Genomic DNA, 18,947 nt, shown 5'->3' on the forward strand with positions numbered 1-18,947 from the left:
TCGGATTACTCTTCAGAATCCCCAGCATCTGAGTCATCTGATGATTCGCTAGCGAAGTCTTCGCGACGATCACGACGCTCATCTTTCGCTTTAACCATCGGAGATGCTTCAGTTACCGCGTGCTTAACGCGCATAACCATGCTGCGGATAACGGCGTCGTTGAAGCGGAAGTTAGTTTCCAGCTCGTCAATCACTTCCTGCGGCGCTTCTACGTTCAGCAGAACATAGTGAGCTTTGTGCAGTTTGTTGATTGGGTAAGCCAGCTGACGGCGGCCCCAGTCTTCCAGACGGTGAATCGTGCCCTGTGCACCGGTGATAGCACCAGTGTAACGCTCGATCATACCTGGAACCTGTTCGCTCTGGTCAGGGTGGACCATAAATACGATTTCGTAATGACGCATCGATAGCTCCTTACGGATTATTCAGCCTCCTGTCGGGGTCAGCTGCGGCCCATGGAAGCAAGGAACGTTATAGGTTGTGAATCATTTAAATGAAACACACCTCTGAATGCAGCTGAAAAATTGACGCGTAATCATACTGGCGTACCCCAGGAAACTCAAGCGCACAATTCATCAAATCGTGGGGGTCGTGCCAGTTAAGCGCACCTTTTGTGCTAAGGATTAAGATTCAGCAGGTTAGTGAAGGGTTATTCAAAATTGCTGATGGAGGCGTTCAACAGGGCGATCTGGCATCAATGTGACAAACTACTAAACTATTTACAGGCGCAACGGTTTGGCTTATCCGGCGCGTCTGAGAGTGAAATCCCTGTGAGTAGGAGGTCGATGATGAAAACCCTCATTTTCGCCACTTTACTGGGTCTCTTCCTGTCTACACCCGCTCTTGCCAGCTCCGCTGACTACGCGCAGCAGATGAGAAGTAACAGCAGCAATGCGGCTTCAGGCTATGTCTACGTCAACCGGCTGGATACGCCTGGCAGTAGTAACCCAGTCAGTGCGAATACCAGTGCAGCAGATCGTTTAGCTTCACAACTGTAATATCGGACGACGTAACGGGCTGGCATCGTTTGCCAGCCCGAGTTGTTTCTAAAGATGGTGTTTGAAAAAACTCACCAACGCGGTGAGAGCGGATGGCGTAATTTTGTGGCCAATCTGCTTTTCCGAAAGGTAGGTCATTTTGTCATTCAACGCGGCTTCACGCAGCGCTTTCTCCAGCCGGACCGTTTCGGCAAACGGCACCACCTCATCAGCTTCACCATGCCATAGCAGCAAGGGGCGATTAGCCAACTTGTCTAATTGCTGGCTGGGATCGTAAGGTGCCAGCGGTGCGAGGCGGGCGGCTAGCGTCTCTTTCTGCTCTGGCGTGCGCGCCACCAGCGGCGGGAACAGCGTTTGACTCAATTGCATAAAGTAACCTGAGCCCATCATGCAAGCGATGCTGTGAATCTGTGGATAGCGCGCCATCGCTCCCAGTGCCGTCATACCGCCCATCGAGGCCCCGGCCACCGCAAAACGCTCATCCGCAATCCAATCCTTCTCACGCAGTGCAGCTTCTAGCAACGGGACTTCGTCAATGTTCTGTCTAAGGATCTCCCAGAAGTGCGTCATACGCGTTTCGGTATCCCCGTTGTAGCGCGATCCGTGCATATCGGCGTCCGGCATCACCACGCGGAATCCAGCCTGCGCCAGTGCCACCGCAAAGTAGCTGTACACCTCTTTGGATGAGGTAAATCCGTGATAAAACAGGATGGTGGGTAAGCGTGCCTGCCGCAGTCCCGCGGGAGCCGCATGAATACACTCAATGCCTGCCAGGTTTTCCGTTGCCAACTCAATCATACCGCCTCCGTTGAGAATGATTATCACCCGTCACAGTGTAAGCGTTGAACGGCAAAACGCGAGCGACTTCACATGTCATCAGAATAATTTCTGTACTAAACCTTTTGCCGCATTTGCCGTTGATCTTGTACCCCTCAAATATTCTTTAATAGGTACTTTATGAAGCGTCTCTCTCTCAGCGCCATGAGTCTTGGCATTAAACTGTCTGTATTGACGTCTATCAGTGTCGCCATTGTGCTATTTGCCCTCACTCTGACCCTGAGCCATAACGCTGCTCGTCAACTGGAACAACTCGCCACAGACGATATGCAGAATCAGGTATCGGGCATCAATGAGATGGCCACGATGTTCAATGCCACCTTGTCAGAAGAAGTGGCGAATTACACTAAACTGTTCCAGAGCTTTCTGCCCAAGCGCTTTAGCCGTGATGAAAGCGAACGCATTCAGGTGGGCGAGTTCAGCACCCCGACTCTGCGCGCAGGGCTGAAAACCCTCAATCTGGATCAAATCGCGGTGGATGATTTTCTGGACCGCACTGGCGCGGTATCGACCATTTTTGTGCGCGACGGTGAGGATTATTTCCGCATCGCCACCTCATTGAAAAAGGAAGATGGTAGCCGCGCGATAGGCACCAAACTGGATCGCAGCAGTGCGGCTTGGCGCAGCGTGAACCAAGGCGAAGTATATCGTGGCCTGGCTACCTTGTTTGGCCATCGCTATATCACGCAGTATCAGCCCGTTAAGGACGACAGTGGTACCGTAATCGCCATTCTGTTCGTGGGTGTGCAAATCGATGCGCAATACGCGCTGATGCGTGACAAAGTGCTGGCACGGCATCTCGGTGATAGCGGCAGTTTCTTTGTACTGAACGGTGCGCCGGGTAGCACACAAGGACAGTATCTGTTTGATCGCCAATCAGAGGGCCAACTACCGCGCTGGAATACCGCCGTGCAGCAACAGTTGTTAACGCAGCCAAAAGGATTACTGAGTATTGAACTTGATGGCGAAACCAAACTGCTGGCGTGGCAACAGCTGCCGGGCTGGAATTGGGTTATTGCCGGAGAAGTGAGCCGTGCCAGCCTGCTCGCGCCTATCACTCAGAGCCGTAACCTGTTTATAGCGATGGGCCTTGCACTGGTGATCGCCTTTGCCGTGGGCTTTATGTGGTACAGCCGCCGCGCGATTACCCGCCCATTACAGCAGGTGATCCATCTGGCGGAACAATATGCAGCGGGTAACTTGCAGGCGCATCTCGACTCCTCACGCCGGGATGAAATCGGCCAACTGATCTCTGCCATCAATGGCATCGGTGATGGGCTTGAGAAAGTGGTGAGCCAGGTACGCCATGCCGCGCGTGATATCAGCCGGGGTACGGATACCATCGCGGCCAGTAGCTCCAGCATCAGCGAACAGATTGGTCGTCAGGCCAGCAGCGTCGAAGAGACTTCTGCCAGCATGGAACAGTTTGGCGCGACCGTGGCACAAACCGCCGCCAACGTGCGTCAGGCGATGGCGCTGGTGAGTGAAGCGGCCGGCACTGTCGATCTGGGTGGCAATACTGTCGCACGCTCAGTGGAAACCATGGCTGAAATTCGCATCGCATCACAGAGCATTGCCGATATCACTCATGTCATTGAATCCATTGCCTTCCAGACCAATATTTTGGCGCTCAACGCCGCGGTTGAAGCCGCGCGTGCCGGTGAGCATGGTAAAGGCTTTGCGGTGGTCGCGGCGGAAGTTCGCGCCCTGGCGCAACGCAGCGCCACGGCGGCGAAAGAGATCGATGCGTTAATCACTACCTCAATCGACAAAGTCGAGGCGGGACATTCGCTTTCAGAGCAGACGCGCGAGGCGATGCAGCACATCGTCAGCCACATTGAGCAGGTAAAAACGCTGATGGGCGAAATCAATATTGCCGCACAGGAGCAGGCGGCTGGCATTGGTCAGGTCAATCTGGCGATGAATCACATTGGCCAAGCTACTCATCAAAGCAGTGATATGGTTTCCCAATCCGAGTCCACCGCACACACGTTAAGCCAGCAAGGACATCATTTAACGCAGTTAGTGAGCATTTTTCATTTGAAGGACTGATACGAGTCAGGAAGATGGCTTAAACTGGAGCCATCTTCCTCTTTCTGGATCAAGCTATGCGTCGTCTTTTTTTGGTCATAAGCCTGTTGTTAGGTGGCTGTGCTGCGTTCAAAACCACGCCTCAGGCACCGCCACCGCCCACCAGCCACGCGCAAGAGATCAGTCGTGCGCAAAGTGACGGCTTGCGTAAACTCGGCAATATCACGGTCACCACACGTGGATCGCCCGATGATGCGGAGCGCGCACTGGCCGCGCGAGCCAACCAACTGGGCGCGGTCTATTATCAAATTCTGATGCTGGATGAAACTACCTTGCCCGGTTTTTGGTATGGCACGGCCATTCTGTATGGCGCTCCCTCAACTGGCGCCGGCGCGCAGCAGTAAGCGCGTGGCGAGATCGTCACTCAGCCCACGTCGGCCACGCATATCCAGCTGTTGATTACACCAGGCATCGGCCAGCGGCGGTTCAGCCACTTTGAGTAGCACCGCCGCGCTCGCCAACTGCAATAGCTCTTGCGTCACGTCTCGTGCCACGCCTTCACGCAGGTTATTCAATTGCAGCCGTAGCTGACGCCAGCGACGATCAAAGTGACGGTTACTGCCTTTCACTGCATCGAACTCATCATTCAGCATCGTCATCACATCCGCATGACGTCCTAAAACGCGCAATACGTCGAGGCACATGACATTACCCGAACCTTCCCAAATACTGTTGACCGGCATTTCGCGATAAAGGCGAGGCAGCTCACTCTCTTCGCAATAGCCGATACCGCCCAGCACCTCCATCGCTTCCGCCACAAATGGCATACCCGCTTTGCAGATGCCGAATTTTGCCGCGGGCGTGAACAGCCGGGCGTATAGACGTTCATGTGCGCTGGCAGGTGTTGACCAGGCACGTGCCAATCGCAGCAGCTGCGCGGTTTGCCCTTCCAGTTGCAGCGCCTGTTGCGCTAGCACGCTGCGCATTAACGGCTGATCGCTGAGATTTTTACCCATCACCTGACGCTGCTGCGCGTGATGAACAGCGATGGAGAGTGCTCGACGCATCAAACCATGGCTACCCAGTGCACAGTCAAAGCGCGTCATGCCGCCCATCTTTAGGATCAAGCGGACGCCATCACCCTCTTCGCCCATCAACCAGCCAATCGCGTCCTGAAACTCCACTTCGGCACTGGCATTGGAACGATTCCCCAATTTGTCTTTCAATCGTTCGATACGAATGGCATTACGCGTCCCATCCGGCAGCAGCCGTGGCAGGAAGAAACAGCTCAGTCCCTGTGACGTTTGCGCCAGAATCAAGTGCGCATCACTTTGTGGCACCGAGAAGAACCATTTGTGGCCGGTAATCCGATAAGGCTCACCCGATCCGCGCACGCCAAGCGGCTCTGCGCGTGTCGTATTGCTCAAGACATCCGTACCGCCCTGTTTCTCCGTCATCCCCATGCCAATCAACAGGCCGCGTTTTTTGGCTACCCGGCAGGTGATGCGCATCGTAGCGATCGCTGAGCAGGGGTTCACGCCAGCTGGCATAAGTGTCAGGCAGATGGTTTTGCAGTAACGGGATGGCAGCGTGCGTCATCGTGACTGGACAGAGCGAACCGGCTTCCACTTGGGCATGCAGAATAAAACGAGCGGCACGCGCTACCATCGCTTTCGGCTGCACATCCGGTTGCCAGCTGAGATTGTGTAAACGACTGGCGCACAAGCCTTGCATCAAAAGATGCCACGCAGGATGGAAACGGACTTCATCGAGCCGCTCTCCACGCGCGTCATAGCGCAGCAATTCTGGTGATTGGGTGTTGGCCAGGCGGCCTAATTCAAGCGATTCGGCGCTGCCAAGTTGCAGCCCGACGGAGGCGAGCCATTCACGATCCCAGCCAGCACCTTCACGAGTGACCGCTTCGACCAAGGCGCTGTCGCGGGTAAACAGGTTAGTGTTGCTGAGTGGCTGAGGCTGATTGAAAACACTGTGGGTTGTCCAAGGCATCACATTGCATCCTCCATACTTGAACGCATGGTTCAAGTATGGAGATGATGTGCAGTTATGCCTGGTACAAAAACACTTTTGCGGCGAGGATCACGCCTGACGCTGGCGCACCGCTTCAAACAGGCACACACCGGTCGCTACAGAGACGTTCAGAGAAGAGACGCTACCTGCCATCGGAATGCTAATCAGTTCATCGCAATGCTCGCGAGTCAGACGACGCATCCCTTCACCTTCAGCACCCATCACCAGCGCCATTGGGCCAGTCATTTTGCTCTGATACACCGTGTGATCGGCTTCACCTGCGGTGCCGACGACCCAAATGTTATATTCCTGCAGCAGACGTAAGGTGCGCGCCAGGTTGGTAACGCGAATCAACGGCACGTTTTCAGCTGCGCCGCTGGCGACTTTTTTCGCTGTGGCATTGAGTGGGGCCGCGCGGTCTTTTGGCACAATCACCGCATGCACGCCAGCGGCGTCTGCGCTACGCAGACAGGCACCGAGGTTATGCGGATCGGTAACGCCATCCAGTACCAACAGGAACGGTTTCTCCAAACTTTGCAGCAGATCCGGTAAATCGCCTTCCTGATAGTTTTTACCCTGCTTCACACGCGCCACGATACCCTGGTGCACACCGCCTTCTACTTGGCTGTCCAGCCATTGACGGTTAGCGACCTGCACTACGATTCCCTGAGCTTCCAGTGCGGCAATCAGTGGCTGCAGGCGACGATCGTCACGGCCTTTGAGAATAAAGACTTCCTGGAAACGCTGAGGATCACGTTCCAGCAGCGCCTGCACGGCATGAATACCAAAAATTATTTCACTCATTTGTTTGCTCAAGGTTGGATGTAGATATTTGAATATTGGGGTATTAACTAGGTGCGCATAAATGCGCACCCTACAAAACGCGCTATTCTAACGTACGGCCGCCATCACAACACGCTGACCTTACCTAGGGTCGCCATCAAAATGCGCTGATCTATCGTACGGTCGCCATTACAACACGCTGACCTTACGTAGGGTCACCATCAAATGCGCTGACCTTACCTAGGGTCACCATCAAAATGCGCTGATCTATCGTACGGTCGCCATTACAACACGCTGACCTTACGTAGGGTCGCCATTCATGGCGACCTTTGCTTCAAGATGCGATCAACCCTTCAGGCTTCGTTAGGTTTCTTCTTCGGCCCACGCTTGGCCTTCGTGGCGGCGGCGATTTTACGGGTTTTCTCAGAGACTTTTTTGCCTTTTTTCTCGGTTTTCGCCAGTTGTTCAGCCGCTACAGGCTTTTTCTTCTCGCTGCGGAACGCTGAATCAGGCTCAAAAGTGCCCTTTTTTCCTGCATCACGGCGACGTCTGGCCGGTGGCTTGCCACCGCGTTTTTCACGTTCGCGCTCAGTTTTACCTTCGCCACGTGGAACGCGTTTGCTGGAGACCAGCGCGAAGTCGATTTTGCGCTCATCCATGTGTACAGCTTCCACACGGACTTCCACCGCATCGCCCAGACGATAAGTACGGCCGCCAGATTCACCAATCAAGCGTTGACCGATCTGATCGAAACGGTAGTAATCGTTGTCCAGTGAAGAAACATGCACCAAGCCATCGATAAACAAATCGTTGAGGCGGACAAAGAAGCCAAAGCCAGTGACGCTTGAGATCACACCATTGAAGACGTTACCCACCTGATCCTGCATAAAGTCACACTTCAGCCAATCGGCCACATCGCGTGTTGCTTCGTCAGCGCGGCGTTCGGTCAATGAACAGTGCTGGCCGAGTTGCAGCATCTGTTGCATGTCGTAGTGATAACCGCCAGTTGGCGTAGTAATACCCTTCAGCGTGCCCTGCTCTTTTGCCAGCAGATACTTAATGGCACGATGCAGCAGCAGATCGGGATAACGACGAATCGGCGATGTAAAGTGCGCATATGACTGAAGTGCCAGACCAAAGTGGCCGCGGTTCTCAGGATCGTAGACTGCCTGCTTCATCGAACGCAGCAGCATGGTTTGCAGCATTTCCGCATCGGGACGATCGGCCACTTGCTTTAACAAGTCGGCATAATCGATGGGGTTCGGTTTCGCGCCGCCTGGCAGGCTCAAGCCCAGCTCATTCAATACGGTGCGGAAGCTTTTGATGCTGTCTTCCGTTGGACGATCGTGATCGCGGAACAGCGAAGGCTCCTGATTTTTCTCGACAAAGCGTGCAGAGGCGATGTTAGCGAGAATCATGCACTCTTCGATTAGCTTGTGCGCATCATTGCGTACGGTGCGTTCTACACGATCAATACGACGTTCAGCATTGAAAATAAATTTGGCTTCGTCAGTTTCAAAGGAGATGCCACCACGCTGTTCGCGTGCAATTTCCAACGCCTGATACATTTGATGCAGATCTTCCAGATGCTTCACCTGCGCGGCGTACTGCTCACGCAGCTCAACATCACCCTGCAGAATGCTCCACACCTTGTTGTAGGTCAGGCGCGCGTGGGAGTTCATCACCGCTTCATAATGTTTGAAACCCGTCAGCTTACCCCCCGCCGAGACCGTCATCTCGCAGACCATGCACAGACGATCCACCTGTGGATTGAGCGAGCAGAGGCCGTTAGAGAGAATCTCTGGCAGCATCGGCACCACTTGAGAGGGGAAGTACACGGAGGTGCCGCGCTGGTGCGCTTCCGCATCCAGTGCCGTACCCGGACGCACGTAATAACTCACATCTGCAATCGCCACCCAGAGACGCCAGCCGCCACCGCGTTTTTTCTCGCAGTACACCGCATCATCAAAGTCACGCGCATCTTCACCGTCAATGGTCACCAGCGGTAACTCACGCAGATCGACGCGGCCTTGTTTCGCCGCTTCTGGCACTTGCTCTTTTAGCTTCGAAATCTCTTTCTCCACTTCTTCCGGCCAGGTATGCGGAATCTCATGGGTACGCAGTGCCATATCGACAGCCAGACTGGTGCCCATATCATCGCCGAGAATTTCGGTGACTTTACCGATAGCTTTAGTGCGGCGAGTTGAGCGCTGGACGATCTCCACCACCACCACTGAGCCCATACGTGCATTCAGCGTATCGTCTTGCGGGATCAGGATGTCAAAGCTCAGGCGGCTGTCATCCGGCACCACAAAGCCCGTGCCGGCATCGGTGAAGTAGCGGCCCACAATCTGGCTATTACGCGGTTCCAGCACGCGCACGACGCGCGCTTCGCGACGACCTTTACGGTCCGCACTGCCTGGCTGTGCCAAAATCACATCGCCGTGCAGGCAGAACTTCATCTGCTCAGCCGACAGATAGAAATCGTCTTTCTGGCCTTCCACGCGCAGGAAGCCATAGCCATCACGATGGCCAATCACTTTTCCACGCAGTAAGTCGAGGCGTTCTGGCAAGGCGTAGCATTGACGACGGGTAAACACCAGCTGACCGTCACGCTCCATGGCGCGCAGACGACGGCGCAGCGCTTCGAGCTGCTCTTCGCTGGTGATATTCAATTCCTGGGCAATTTCATCACGATTGATGGGTTTCTCACGCTTTTCTAACAGCGCCAGAATAAATTCGCGGCTTGGAATGGGGTTATCGTACTTCTCTGCTTCTCTATCCTGGAAAGGATCTTTTGACATTACGGTTCCTCCGATGTCATTTAATTTGGATTGCCACCGGCGGTTCGGACAATAAAATTTGGTACAGCGAATCGTTATCTCTGACCAGGTCAGCCAGCGTGTAGTTGTCCAATTCCTTCAGGAATAGTTGGACTGCACTGTTCAGTGCATTACGCAGACGACAGGCTGGGGTGATGGCACACTCTTCACAGTTCACCAGCTGCAAAGGCTCCATTTTTCTCACAACCTGACCAATCACGATTTTTTCCGGGTCCATGCCTAAACGAATTCCGCCGTTTTTACCGCGTGTTGCGGCGACAAAGCCAGCCCGGCTCAGTTGATTAATGATTTTAACCATATGGTTACGCGACACCCCGTAGGTATCGGTGACTTCGGTAATGTTGGTCTGCTTACCTTCCGGCAACGTCGCCATGTAAATCAGCGCACGCAGACCATAATCGGTAAAACTCGTTAGCTGCACATATACCTCGGTGAATCATCGGGCGTTAGGGTTATGCGCCGGTCGGCGTGGTGTTTAAGTATGATGATAAACCAGAGCATGGAGGCCGGTGCGTTTTTTCTTAAGCAAGTATCGATAATTGCAAGAAAAAAGAGAGTGAGCGGAGTCAAAGAGCAGATAAACAAAGGCCGGACAGTGTCCGGCCAAGTAAGATTATGCGTCGAACGGGTCGCGCAAAATCATGGTCTCACTACGGTCTGGGCCAGTGGAAATGATATCAATCGGCACACCGGTCACTTCTTCTACACGCTTGATGTAATCACGTGCTGCCTGCGGCAAACCTTCCAGCGTCTTCACGCCAAAGGTCGTTTCGCTCCAGCCTGGCATGGTTTCGTAGATTGGCTCAATGCCTTCCCAACCTTCCGCAGCCAGTGGCGTGGTGGTCATTTCGCGGCCATCTGGCATACGATAAGCCACACAAATTTTCACTTCTTTCAGGCCATCCAGCACGTCCAGTTTGGTCATGCAGAAACCTGACAGGGAGTTGATCTGTACCGCACGACGTACAGCAACCGCATCCAGCCAACCGGTACGACGACGACGACCGGTGGTCGCGCCAAACTCATTACCTTGCTTGCAAAGGAATTCGCCGGTTTCATCAAACAGCTCGGTTGGGAATGGACCCGCACCAACACGTGTTGAGTAAGCTTTAACGATGCCCAGTACGTAATCTACGTAACGCGGACCAATACCTGAACCGGTCGCCACGCCACCTGCAGTGGTGTTAGACGAGGTCACGTACGGATAGGTACCGTGATCGATGTCCAACAGGGTACCCTGCGCACCTTCGAACATGATCAGATCGCCACGCTTACGCGCGCCGTCCAACAGGTCAGAAACGTCAACTACCATGCTGGTCAGGATGTCAGCGACAGCCAACGTATCGCTCAGCACTTTTTCGTAGTCTACAGCGTCGGTTTTGTAGTAGTTAACCAACTGGAAGTTGTAGAAATCGACGATTTCTTTCAGCTTAACGGCGAAGGTTTCTTTGTTGAAGAGATCGCTCACGCGCAGACCGCGGCGAGCAACTTTGTCTTCGTAAGCTGGGCCGATACCACGACCAGTAGTACCGATAGCTTTGGCGCCACGCGCTTTTTCGCGCGCTAGGTCCATTGCTACGTGATATTGCAGAATCAGTGGACATGCTTCAGAGATCAGCAGACGTTCACGTACCGGCACACCGCGATCTTCCAGACCTTTCATCTCTTTCATCAGCGCTTCAGGCGACAGTACAACACCATTACCAATGATGCTGGTGACGTTATCACGCAGGATGCCAGATGGGATTAAGTGGAGGACGGTTTTTTCACCGTTGATGACAAGTGTATGGCCTGCATTGTGGCCACCCTGGTAACGCACAACATAATTCGCGCGTTCAGTCAGAAGGTCTACGATCTTACCTTTACCTTCGTCACCCCATTGGGTGCCCAGTACGACGACGTTCTTACCCATTTTTTCAAAACCACCGATTGCTTAAAAATGGATTCTACCACCGGATTTTGTCTCTTTCAGCACTTTTAGCATACGATTGCGCGGTTTTTTGCCTGAGTTTTGGTCAACTCACAACATGTAGGGGAAACATTGAGGGCAAAACACAATTTATCCCTGCGACATCACAAAAATTCAGCCTCAACTATTCGCATGGACGCTGAGCATGTAATAAATCACGACACCCGCCACCACCAAGCCACCGCCAAAACGATGCAGGATGCGATCGGGTAACTGTGCCATGGACAGGATCATGCGACGCCAGACACGTGGCAGGAACATCGGCCCCAACCCTTCCAGCACCAAGACGAGCGCCAGTGCCATCCAGATGGTTGTGTTCATTGTATTTTTCCCAAAAAAAAGGCCGACAACATTGTCGGCCTCAAGGTTATATCAGTTATTAACGCGTGGTGTTAGTGGGCGCCTTCATAAAGCGGAAGAAATCGCTATCCGGGCTTAATACCATCACATCCTGATTGTCAGAGAAGCTGTTCTCATAGGCACGCAAGCTACGGATAAAGGCATAAAAATCAGGATCCTGACTGAAAGCATCAGCAAACAGTTTCGCTGCCTGCGCATCCCCTTCACCACGAGAAATCAACGCCTGACGCTGGGCTTCTGCCAGAGTACGCGTCACCTGGTAGTCTGCCTGCGCACGCAGTTTCTCTGCCTCTTCCTGACCTTGTGAACGCTGACTACGCGCTACGGCTTCACGTTCAGCACGCATACGGTTGTAGATAGCATCTGACACTTCAGCTGGTAGGTTGATCTGCTTGATACGGACATCAACCACCTGGATACCCAGAGCCGCCATACTGTTCGGGTTCGGCGCAGGTTCGCTGCTGTTGGTTTCACGCTCAACACGGGCTGCCGCGCTGGCGATAGCATCATCTGCTGCTGGCGTCGCGACTTCATCATCACTGCCCGCAGTACCCGTATTCAGGGCATCGCGCACGTCGGTAGTCAGACGACCACGGGAATCCGTGACGATGTCTTTCACATCCAGACGACCCATTTCAGAACGCAGACGGTCGCTAAACTTACGCTTCAGCAGTACCTCTGCTTGAGAAACGTCGCCACCACCGGTTGCCAGGTAGTAACGGCTGAAATCACTGATACGCCATTTGATGTAGGAATCAACGATCAGGTCTTTCTTCTCTTTAGTCACAAAACGATCGGCCTGGTTGTCCATGGTCTGGATGCGGGCATCCAATGACTTCACTGTTTCAATAAACGGAATCTTGAAGTGAAGACCCGGCGCATAGACCTGCGGCTTGTTCTCGCTATCACGCAGAACTTTACCGAAGCGCAGCACGATGCCTCGCTCACCTTCTTGCACCACGAACAGTGATGCGTACAGCGCCACCAGTACGACAATAATTACGGCAATAATTGGCTTACGCATCGATTACTCCCTCCCTGCGCGCTGGGTATCGTTGCGTAACGCATTGGCGCGACGCTGGTCCATGATGCTGCTTGGACTGTAGGATGAAGAATCATCGTTGTTGGCAGTGTTGCCAGACGATGGCAACTTCATCAAATTGGTATTTTTCTGACCGCCTTGATTACCAGAAGCCTGGCCACCACGCATCAGTTGATCCAGTGGCAGCACCATCAGGCTGTTACCACGGTCGTTAACCAATACTTTGCGAGTATGACTGAGCACACGTTCCATGCTTTCGATATACAAACGCTCTTTGGTGATTTGTGGAGCGGCTTTGTATTCAGGCAGCAGCAACGCAAAGCGGGCCACTTCACCCTGTGCTTCTAACACGGTACGTTCTTTGTATGCGCGGGCTTCTTCAAGAATACGCTGCGCCTGACCGTTCGCACGGGGCTGCACTTCATTCGAGTAGGCTTCGGCTTCACGCACGTACTGCTCGCGGTTTTCACGCGCCGCGATGGCATCATCAAACGAAGCCTTCACCTCTTCCGGTGGACGCGCCGCCTGGAAGTTCACGTCAAGCAGCGTGATACCCATGTTGTAAGGACGAATAGTTTCGTCAAGCTCACGCTGGGTTTCGCTACGCACAACAGTACGGCCTTCCGTCAGGATACGATCCATGGTGGAACGCCCAATGACACCGCGCAGCGCACTGTCGGTGGCTTGGCGCAGGCTGTCGTCAGCGCTCGTCACCGCATACAGATAGCGTTCAGGATCGGTCACACGGTACTGCACGTTCATTTCAACGCGCACCACGTTTTCGTCTGAAGTCAACATCACGCCAGAAGCCGCCAATTCACGCACGGCTTCAACGTTGACAGCACGGACTTGATCGATAAAGGTCGGCTTCCAGTTCAGGCCCGGCTCAACCAGATGGCTGAATTTGCCGAAGCGAGTTACCACGCCACGTTCCGCTTCTTTGATGGTGTAGAAACCGCTGGCAGCCCAGATGACTACTGCGGCTACAGCAACGATGCCAACCAGTTTGCCACCGCTACCACCGCCGCGCTGACCATTGTTGTCACTCTGTTTGCCACCGCCCAGTCCGCCGAGTTTTTTACTCAGCTTACGGAAGATATCATCCAGATCAGGAGGCCCCTGCTCGCGCCCTCCCTTATTTCCCCCAGAGTTGCCGCCTTGATTATTGCTGCTTCCCCACGGGTCGCGGTCCTGTCCGTTATTTCCGGGCTGATTCCACGCCATGTCTCTACTCCATTTATTGTATTTACGTTTTTTACCCTTCTTCTTTCGAATTGCAGCTGCGTTGGCTGTCTTCGTTCACTCCAGTCACTTACTGACGTAAGCTCCCGGAGATTCACTCAGTTGCCGCCTTGCTGAAATCCGAAATAGTCGGTCAAAACCTGCTTATCTGCGGCTTACAGCAATTGTCACAACACTTTTCAATCAGTTGGGTAAAGGCGTTAGGGCAATATCAAACAATATAACTGGCTAATGATGGCTCCTGCTTACACAAACGACGCCAGTCAACAATCGGCATTCGCACATGCAAACCAACATAACCATCATCTTCATTCCATTCTTTCTCAATCGCCTGCAGCTGATAGAAGCGGCTGCGCAAGCGGCCCGCTTCCGGCGGCAGACGTAAATCATACTGCGCAATTTCTCCGGCCAAACGCTCAGACAGCGCCTGCCAAAGTAAGGGTAGACCTTCACCACTCTGAGCGGAAAGCCACACGCGAGTGGGTTTGTTCTCTTCATCACGATCGATGCGCGGCACAAAGCCATCCAACATATCGATCTTATTCATCACCAACAGCGTTGGTATTTCATCAGATTCGATTTCTGCCAGCACTTCATTCACGGCTTCAATATTGTCGTTAACGCGTAAATCGGCAGCATCAATCACGTGCAGTAATAGCGTCGCCTGACGCGTTTCTTGCAATGTGGCTTTAAAAGCCGCCACTAGGTCATGGGGCAAATGACGGATAAAACCCACCGTATCTGCCAGTACCACCTGACCGACATCGGCCACATTTAGCCGACGTAATGTGGGATCCAGTGTGGCAAATAACTGATCTGCTACGTAAACATCAGCAGACGTTATGGCGTTAAAGAGCGTGGATTTACCGGCGTTGGTGTAACCCACCAGCGAGACCGTTGGCACGTCCGCTTTGGCGCGTGCTTGTCGACCTTGATCACGCTGCTTCTCTACACGCTCGAGGCGGGAAAGGATGAGACTAATGCGATTACGCAACAAACGGCGGTCCGTTTCCAGCTGAGTTTCACCTGGACCACGCAGACCAATACCGCCTTTCTGGCGCTCAAGGTGCGTCCATCCACGCACCAAACGGGTTGCCATATGGCGCAACTGTGCCAGCTCGACCTGTAATTTACCCTCATGGGTACGGGCGCGCTGGGCAAAAATATCCAGAATTAAGCCGGTGCGATCGACAACACGACATTCGCACACGCGCTCGAGATTTCGTTCTTGGGCAGGCGATAAGGCATGATCGAATAACACGACCGATGCTCCACTCGCTTTCACCGCATCGGCAATTTCAACTGCCTTTCCTTCACCGACAAAATATTTGGGATGTGGCGCTTTACGGCTGCCAGTTATCACTTGCAGCGCTTCGACGCCCGCAGAAGAGACAAGAGTTTCGAACTCCTGCAAATCTTCCAGCTCTTTGTCTTGGGAGAACCAGATGTGTACCAGTACGGCCTGCTCACCGGCATCATAACGGTCAAACAAGCTATAACCTCGCTAAAATAAAATAACCAGGACAGGAAAACGTTTACGCTCCCCAGCCCTGGCTTTACGGCATCGCAAAATTATTCTGCGTTATCGCCGTCTTGTTGTGGCTGCGACTGAGCGCCCTGGTTGCTTCCGCTATGATGGTAATTGCTGCTACCACCGCTACCGCCCGGGTTGTTACTGTGGTGCGAAACCGGACGAGAAGGAACCACTGTAGAGATGGCGTGCTTATACACCATCTGGCTAACCGTGTTTTTCAACAGAATGACGAACTGATCAAAGGATTCAATTTGTCCTTGCAGCTTAATACCATTCACCAAATAGATCGAAACCGGTACACGTTCACGACGCAATGCGTTCAAAAACGGGTCTTGTAATGATTGCCCCTTAGCCATTCTATCTTTTCCTTATATGCTTGTTGTTTGTTACTTTAAGAACCGTGGTTCAGAAAAACTGCGTAAAAATTTGCGCACGATAACGGACCAATTGTACACAATCATCCCTGCTACGCACTAACTACCTGAAGCACCGCATTACGGGCTAATTCTGGCTCGTCACTGTCTAACCAGTGGACGTTAGGCCAGCCACGTAACCAAGTCATCTGGCGTTTAGCGAGCTGCCGGGTGGCGCAAATTCCCCGATAAACCATTTCGTCGTAATCGATTTCACCAGAAAGATAAGACCACATCTGGCGATAACCTACACAACGAATGGAAGGCATGTCCGTATGCAAATCACCTCGTGCAAACAGTTCACGAGCCTCCGCTTCAAATCCTGACGCTAGCATCTGGTCGTAACGCAACGCAATGCGTTGATGTATCAGTTCACGACTCGCCGGAGCGATAGCAAACTGGTACACGTCGTAGGGTAACGCTTCGCCGGATGTTTTTGTCAGTTCCGTTAAAGTTTTACCCGAAATAAAAAAAACTTCCAGTGCTCGCGAAAGTCTCTGCGGATCATTCGGATGAATACGACTACCCGCGACCGGATCGATTTCACACAGTTGGCGGTGCAGGGCTTCCCACCCCTTCTCCGCCGCCATTTGCTCTATCCTCTGGCGCACGTCGGGATCGGCCGAGGGCAACGGCGACAATCCTTCAAGCAACGCCTTGAAGTAGAGCATGGTTCCACCAACAAGCAGCGGAATCTTACCCTGTTGGGTAATCTCCGCCATTTCTGCCAGAGCATCGCGACGAAACTCTGCAGCGGAATACGCTTCCGCCGGGTCACGAATGTCCAGCAAACGATGGGGCGCCAGTGCTAACTCTTCAGCCGACGGTTTCGCCGTGCCAATATCCATCCCGCGATAGATTAAGGCAGAGTCAACGCTGATTAGTTCAACCGGAAGTTGCTGACGCAACGAAATGGCTAATGCCGTCTTTCCGGAAGCTGTAGGCCCCATCAAAAAAATTGCCTTTGGCCGGCCAGCCTGGTTTAGTTCACTCATGCTTCAACGCGTTAATCGCGCTCTCAATCTCAATGGTCTGTAACAGACCTGAAGGCGGCGACTTCAGCAGTTGCGGACAAAGCCGTTCCAGCTCTGTCAGCAGTGCAATCGCCTGCGAGTGATTCCAGTTCGCTGTTTCTGCATCATCCCGTCTTGCCAGCCATTGGGCCAGTGAGGATGCAGAAACCTCTTGCTGCCGGGCGAGATAGCCTAACAGGTCTGGAATCAAGATTTGTAAATTTTGTGTTCGTAACGGTAAAGGCACAGCGCGTAGGGTCACATGCTGACCTTCTCGTTGTAAATCAATGCCCATCAAGCCCAACAGCGCGGCTTGAGACTCAATAATATTTAACTCTTCTTTGGCTATTTTCAGCCGCACGGGGATCAACAATGGCTGAGGCTTTAGCCCCTCTTCTCCCGGTTGTAACTGGGCCTGTTTTAACCAGCGCGCAGCCACACTCAGCGAAAGAAGCTGCAACTGCGTGCCTCGTTCCAGCAGCGCATAGCGTTCCTGTATTACGCTTAACACGCGACCAAAGCTCTGTGCATGCGCAGCCAGTGGCGCTTCTCGCACGTCAGCTTGCCGGGCAGCAGGCTTCGAGGGGGGAGTAACATCCCGTGGCGCTTCAACCACTGGTGTTTTCATCAGTTGCTGATAAGCGGCCCCTTCACGTGCGCGATAAACCGGCTCTTTGCTTTGCCAACCTGCTTGCGCGCCGCTCGTGGTCGCACCACCGCTCTGGCGCGGTGTGCTGGCGGGCTGTGCGAAGTGATTTGCCCCCGCTGCTTGGCGATTTTCCGGCTGCCACTGTGGGATCGGCTCTTCTGCATGCGCGATCGGTAATGCCGCCGCACGGCTGGCCTGCAGTGCACTCATCACGCCCTGCCAGATAAAGTCATGCACTAATCGCGACTGGTGAAAGCGCACTTCATGCTTGGCGGGGTGTACATTCACATCCACCTGATGAGGATCAATTTCCAGATACAACACATAAGCCGGTTGTTGATCATCGCCAAGTTGCGTCTGATAGGCTTGGCGGATGGCGTGGTTGATCAGCTTGTCACGCATCATACGGCCATTTACGTAGCAGTATTGTAGATCGGTAACCTGACGTGAACCCGCCGGATCGGCCACCCAGCCGCGTAATGCCAGATCGTCATGCTGCCAGTCAATGCGCAGTGCATGCTGCATAAATGTGGTACCGCAGATGGCGCCGAGCCGACGCTCTCGCTGAGCATCCTGATCCACCGCGCGGTACTGCCGCATCAGTTTGCCGTTGTGCGTGAGCGATATCGCCACGTCAAAGCGGGCCAGCGCGATGCGGCGAACCACTTCATCAATATGAGTGAATTCAGTCTTTTCGGTACGCATAAATTTGCGGCGCGCTGGGGTGTTGTAGAATAAATCCAGCACTTCGAGCGAGGTACCTATCGGATGGGCTGCAGGTTTAACCGTGACATTCATATCACGCCCTTCCGCATAGGCTTGCCAGGCTTCGTTTTGTTCAGCAGTACGTGAGGTGAGCGTCAGACGGGAAACCGAGCTGATACTGGCAAGCGCTTCGCCGCGGAAACCGAGGCTAACAATCGCCTCCAGATCATCCAGTGAGGAAATTTTGCTGGTGGCATGGCGCGCGAGTGCCATCGCCAGCTCCGCTTTAGCAATGCCACAGCCGTTATCGCGGATGCGAATGAGCTTTGCGCCGCCTTTTTCGATATCCACGTCGATGCGCGTGGCACCGGCATCAAGACTGTTTTCCACCAGCTCTTTTACAACCGATGCAGGACGCTCAACCACTTCGCCTGCGGCAATCTGGTTCGCCAGCTGCGGGGGTAAAATCTGTATTGGCATGGTGGTGATCCTTGTAGCGGGCT

At 53.5% G+C, this 18,947-nt stretch carries 16 protein-coding genes and 1 pseudogene; 3 read left to right on the plus strand and 14 right to left on the minus strand.

The window, feature by feature from the left end; translation table 11 throughout:
- Positions 1-5: 5 nt before the first annotated feature.
- Entirely contained in the window at positions 6-401 is a 396-nt protein-coding gene (rpsF, locus tag HA51_RS22940) for a 30S ribosomal protein S6 (protein WP_084937237.1), read from the minus strand.
- Between the two features lie 384 nt (positions 402-785).
- On the opposite strand from rpsF, the gene HA51_RS22945 reads away from it, so the two are divergent.
- A complete protein-coding gene (locus HA51_RS22945) occupies positions 786-995 on the plus strand; it encodes a hypothetical protein (protein WP_084937238.1) in 210 nt (69 codons plus the stop codon).
- A gap of 48 nt (positions 996-1,043) precedes the next feature.
- Here HA51_RS22945 and yjfP read toward each other — a convergent pair whose 3' ends face one another.
- Positions 1,044-1,793, minus strand: a complete 750-nt coding sequence (gene yjfP, locus HA51_RS22950; RefSeq protein WP_084937240.1) for an esterase — start codon at positions 1,791-1,793, stop codon at positions 1,044-1,046.
- Positions 1,794-1,952: 159 nt separating this feature from the next.
- Here yjfP and HA51_RS22955 point away from each other — a divergent pair, with 159 nt between their 5' ends.
- Both HA51_RS22955 and bsmA read left to right on the plus strand, forming a co-directional pair.
- A complete protein-coding gene (locus HA51_RS22955) occupies positions 1,953-3,884 on the plus strand; it encodes a methyl-accepting chemotaxis protein (RefSeq protein ID WP_084937242.1) in 1,932 nt (643 codons plus the stop codon).
- Positions 3,885-3,940: 56 nt separating this feature from the next.
- Positions 3,941-4,267: a biofilm peroxide resistance protein BsmA gene (bsmA, locus tag HA51_RS22960; protein ID WP_084937245.1), complete on the plus strand. Its 327-nt coding sequence runs from the start codon at positions 3,941-3,943 to the stop codon at positions 4,265-4,267.
- On the opposite strand, the pseudogene HA51_RS22965 reads toward bsmA, so the two are convergent.
- The 12 genes and pseudogenes from HA51_RS22965 to mutL form a co-directional block, all read right to left on the minus strand.
- Positions 4,241-5,870, minus strand: a pseudogene (locus HA51_RS22965) (isovaleryl-CoA dehydrogenase). The gene bsmA and the pseudogene HA51_RS22965 sit on opposite strands and share 27 nt — an antisense overlap.
- A 90-nt stretch (positions 5,871-5,960) precedes the next feature.
- A complete protein-coding gene (gene rlmB / locus HA51_RS22970; protein ID WP_084937247.1) occupies positions 5,961-6,695 on the minus strand; it encodes a 23S rRNA (guanosine(2251)-2'-O)-methyltransferase RlmB in 735 nt (244 codons plus the stop codon).
- A 332-nt stretch (positions 6,696-7,027) separates the two neighbouring features.
- Positions 7,028-9,478 carry a ribonuclease R gene (rnr, locus tag HA51_RS22975; RefSeq protein WP_084937249.1) on the minus strand — a complete coding sequence of 817 codons (2,451 nt, stop codon included), beginning with the start codon at positions 9,476-9,478 and terminating at the stop codon, positions 7,028-7,030.
- Positions 9,479-9,494: 16 nt separating this feature from the next.
- A complete protein-coding gene (gene nsrR, locus HA51_RS22980; protein ID WP_084937251.1) occupies positions 9,495-9,938 on the minus strand; it encodes a nitric oxide-sensing transcriptional repressor NsrR in 444 nt (147 codons plus the stop codon).
- A gap of 192 nt (positions 9,939-10,130) precedes the next feature.
- Positions 10,131-11,429 carry an adenylosuccinate synthase gene (locus tag HA51_RS22985; protein ID WP_084937253.1) on the minus strand — a complete coding sequence of 433 codons (1,299 nt, stop codon included), beginning with the start codon at positions 11,427-11,429 and terminating at the stop codon, positions 10,131-10,133.
- 177 nt (positions 11,430-11,606) lie between these two features.
- Positions 11,607-11,807, minus strand: coding sequence for a DUF2065 domain-containing protein (locus HA51_RS22990; protein ID WP_084937255.1), 201 nt, complete (start codon positions 11,805-11,807; stop codon positions 11,607-11,609).
- Positions 11,808-11,865: 58 nt separating this feature from the next.
- Positions 11,866-12,870 (minus strand): protease modulator HflC, encoded by a 1,005-nt coding sequence (gene hflC / locus HA51_RS22995; protein ID WP_084937258.1) that lies wholly within the window; start codon positions 12,868-12,870, stop codon positions 11,866-11,868.
- A gap of 3 nt (positions 12,871-12,873) precedes the next feature.
- The gene (hflK, locus tag HA51_RS23000; protein ID WP_084937261.1) at positions 12,874-14,112 is read right to left on the minus strand and encodes an FtsH protease activity modulator HflK; all 1,239 of its coding nucleotides are present in this window, start codon (positions 14,110-14,112) and stop codon (positions 12,874-12,876) included.
- Positions 14,113-14,341: 229 nt separating this feature from the next.
- The gene (hflX, locus tag HA51_RS23005; protein ID WP_084937263.1) at positions 14,342-15,622 is read right to left on the minus strand and encodes a ribosome rescue GTPase HflX; all 1,281 of its coding nucleotides are present in this window, start codon (positions 15,620-15,622) and stop codon (positions 14,342-14,344) included.
- Positions 15,623-15,702: 80 nt separating this feature from the next.
- Positions 15,703-16,020 (minus strand): RNA chaperone Hfq, encoded by a 318-nt coding sequence (hfq, locus tag HA51_RS23010; protein ID WP_034829366.1) that lies wholly within the window; start codon positions 16,018-16,020, stop codon positions 15,703-15,705.
- Positions 16,021-16,130: 110 nt separating this feature from the next.
- Positions 16,131-17,072 (minus strand): tRNA (adenosine(37)-N6)-dimethylallyltransferase MiaA, encoded by a 942-nt coding sequence (gene miaA, locus HA51_RS23015; protein ID WP_084937266.1) that lies wholly within the window; start codon positions 17,070-17,072, stop codon positions 16,131-16,133.
- A complete protein-coding gene (gene mutL, locus HA51_RS23020) occupies positions 17,065-18,924 on the minus strand; it encodes a DNA mismatch repair endonuclease MutL (RefSeq protein WP_084937268.1) in 1,860 nt (619 codons plus the stop codon). Before mutL ends, miaA begins: the two co-directional genes overlap by 8 nt.
- Positions 18,925-18,947 lie beyond the last annotated feature (23 nt).

Origin of the sequence: Pantoea rwandensis, assembly GCF_002095475.1 — a bacterium.
GTDB lineage: Bacteria > Pseudomonadota > Gammaproteobacteria > Enterobacterales > Enterobacteriaceae > Pantoea > Pantoea rwandensis.

Excerpts from the sequence above, each read along its gene's own strand:
- mutL (WP_084937268.1), bottom strand. The coding sequence starts at position 18,924 with ATGCCAATACAGATTTTACCCCCGCAGCTGGCGAACCAGATTGCCGCA.
- hfq (WP_034829366.1), bottom strand. The coding sequence starts at position 16,020 with ATGGCTAAGGGGCAATCATTACAAGACCCGTTTTTGAACGCATTGCGT.
- HA51_RS22990 (WP_084937255.1), bottom strand. The coding sequence starts at position 11,807 with ATGAACACAACCATCTGGATGGCACTGGCGCTCGTCTTGGTGCTGGAA.
- hflK (WP_084937261.1), bottom strand. The coding sequence starts at position 14,112 with ATGGCGTGGAATCAGCCCGGAAATAACGGACAGGACCGCGACCCGTGG.
- HA51_RS22985 (WP_084937253.1), bottom strand. The coding sequence starts at position 11,429 with ATGGGTAAGAACGTCGTCGTACTGGGCACCCAATGGGGTGACGAAGGT.
- rpsF (WP_084937237.1), bottom strand. The coding sequence starts at position 401 with ATGCGTCATTACGAAATCGTATTTATGGTCCACCCTGACCAGAGCGAA.
- rlmB (WP_084937247.1), bottom strand. The coding sequence starts at position 6,695 with ATGAGTGAAATAATTTTTGGTATTCATGCCGTGCAGGCGCTGCTGGAA.
- HA51_RS22945 (WP_084937238.1), top strand. The coding sequence starts at position 786 with ATGAAAACCCTCATTTTCGCCACTTTACTGGGTCTCTTCCTGTCTACA.
- yjfP (WP_084937240.1), bottom strand. The coding sequence starts at position 1,793 with ATGATTGAGTTGGCAACGGAAAACCTGGCAGGCATTGAGTGTATTCAT.
- hflC (WP_084937258.1), bottom strand. The coding sequence starts at position 12,870 with ATGCGTAAGCCAATTATTGCCGTAATTATTGTCGTACTGGTGGCGCTG.
- rnr (WP_084937249.1), bottom strand. The coding sequence starts at position 9,478 with ATGTCAAAAGATCCTTTCCAGGATAGAGAAGCAGAGAAGTACGATAAC.
- HA51_RS22955 (WP_084937242.1), top strand. The coding sequence starts at position 1,953 with ATGAAGCGTCTCTCTCTCAGCGCCATGAGTCTTGGCATTAAACTGTCT.
- miaA (WP_084937266.1), bottom strand. The coding sequence starts at position 17,072 with ATGAGTGAACTAAACCAGGCTGGCCGGCCAAAGGCAATTTTTTTGATG.
- bsmA (WP_084937245.1), top strand. The coding sequence starts at position 3,941 with ATGCGTCGTCTTTTTTTGGTCATAAGCCTGTTGTTAGGTGGCTGTGCT.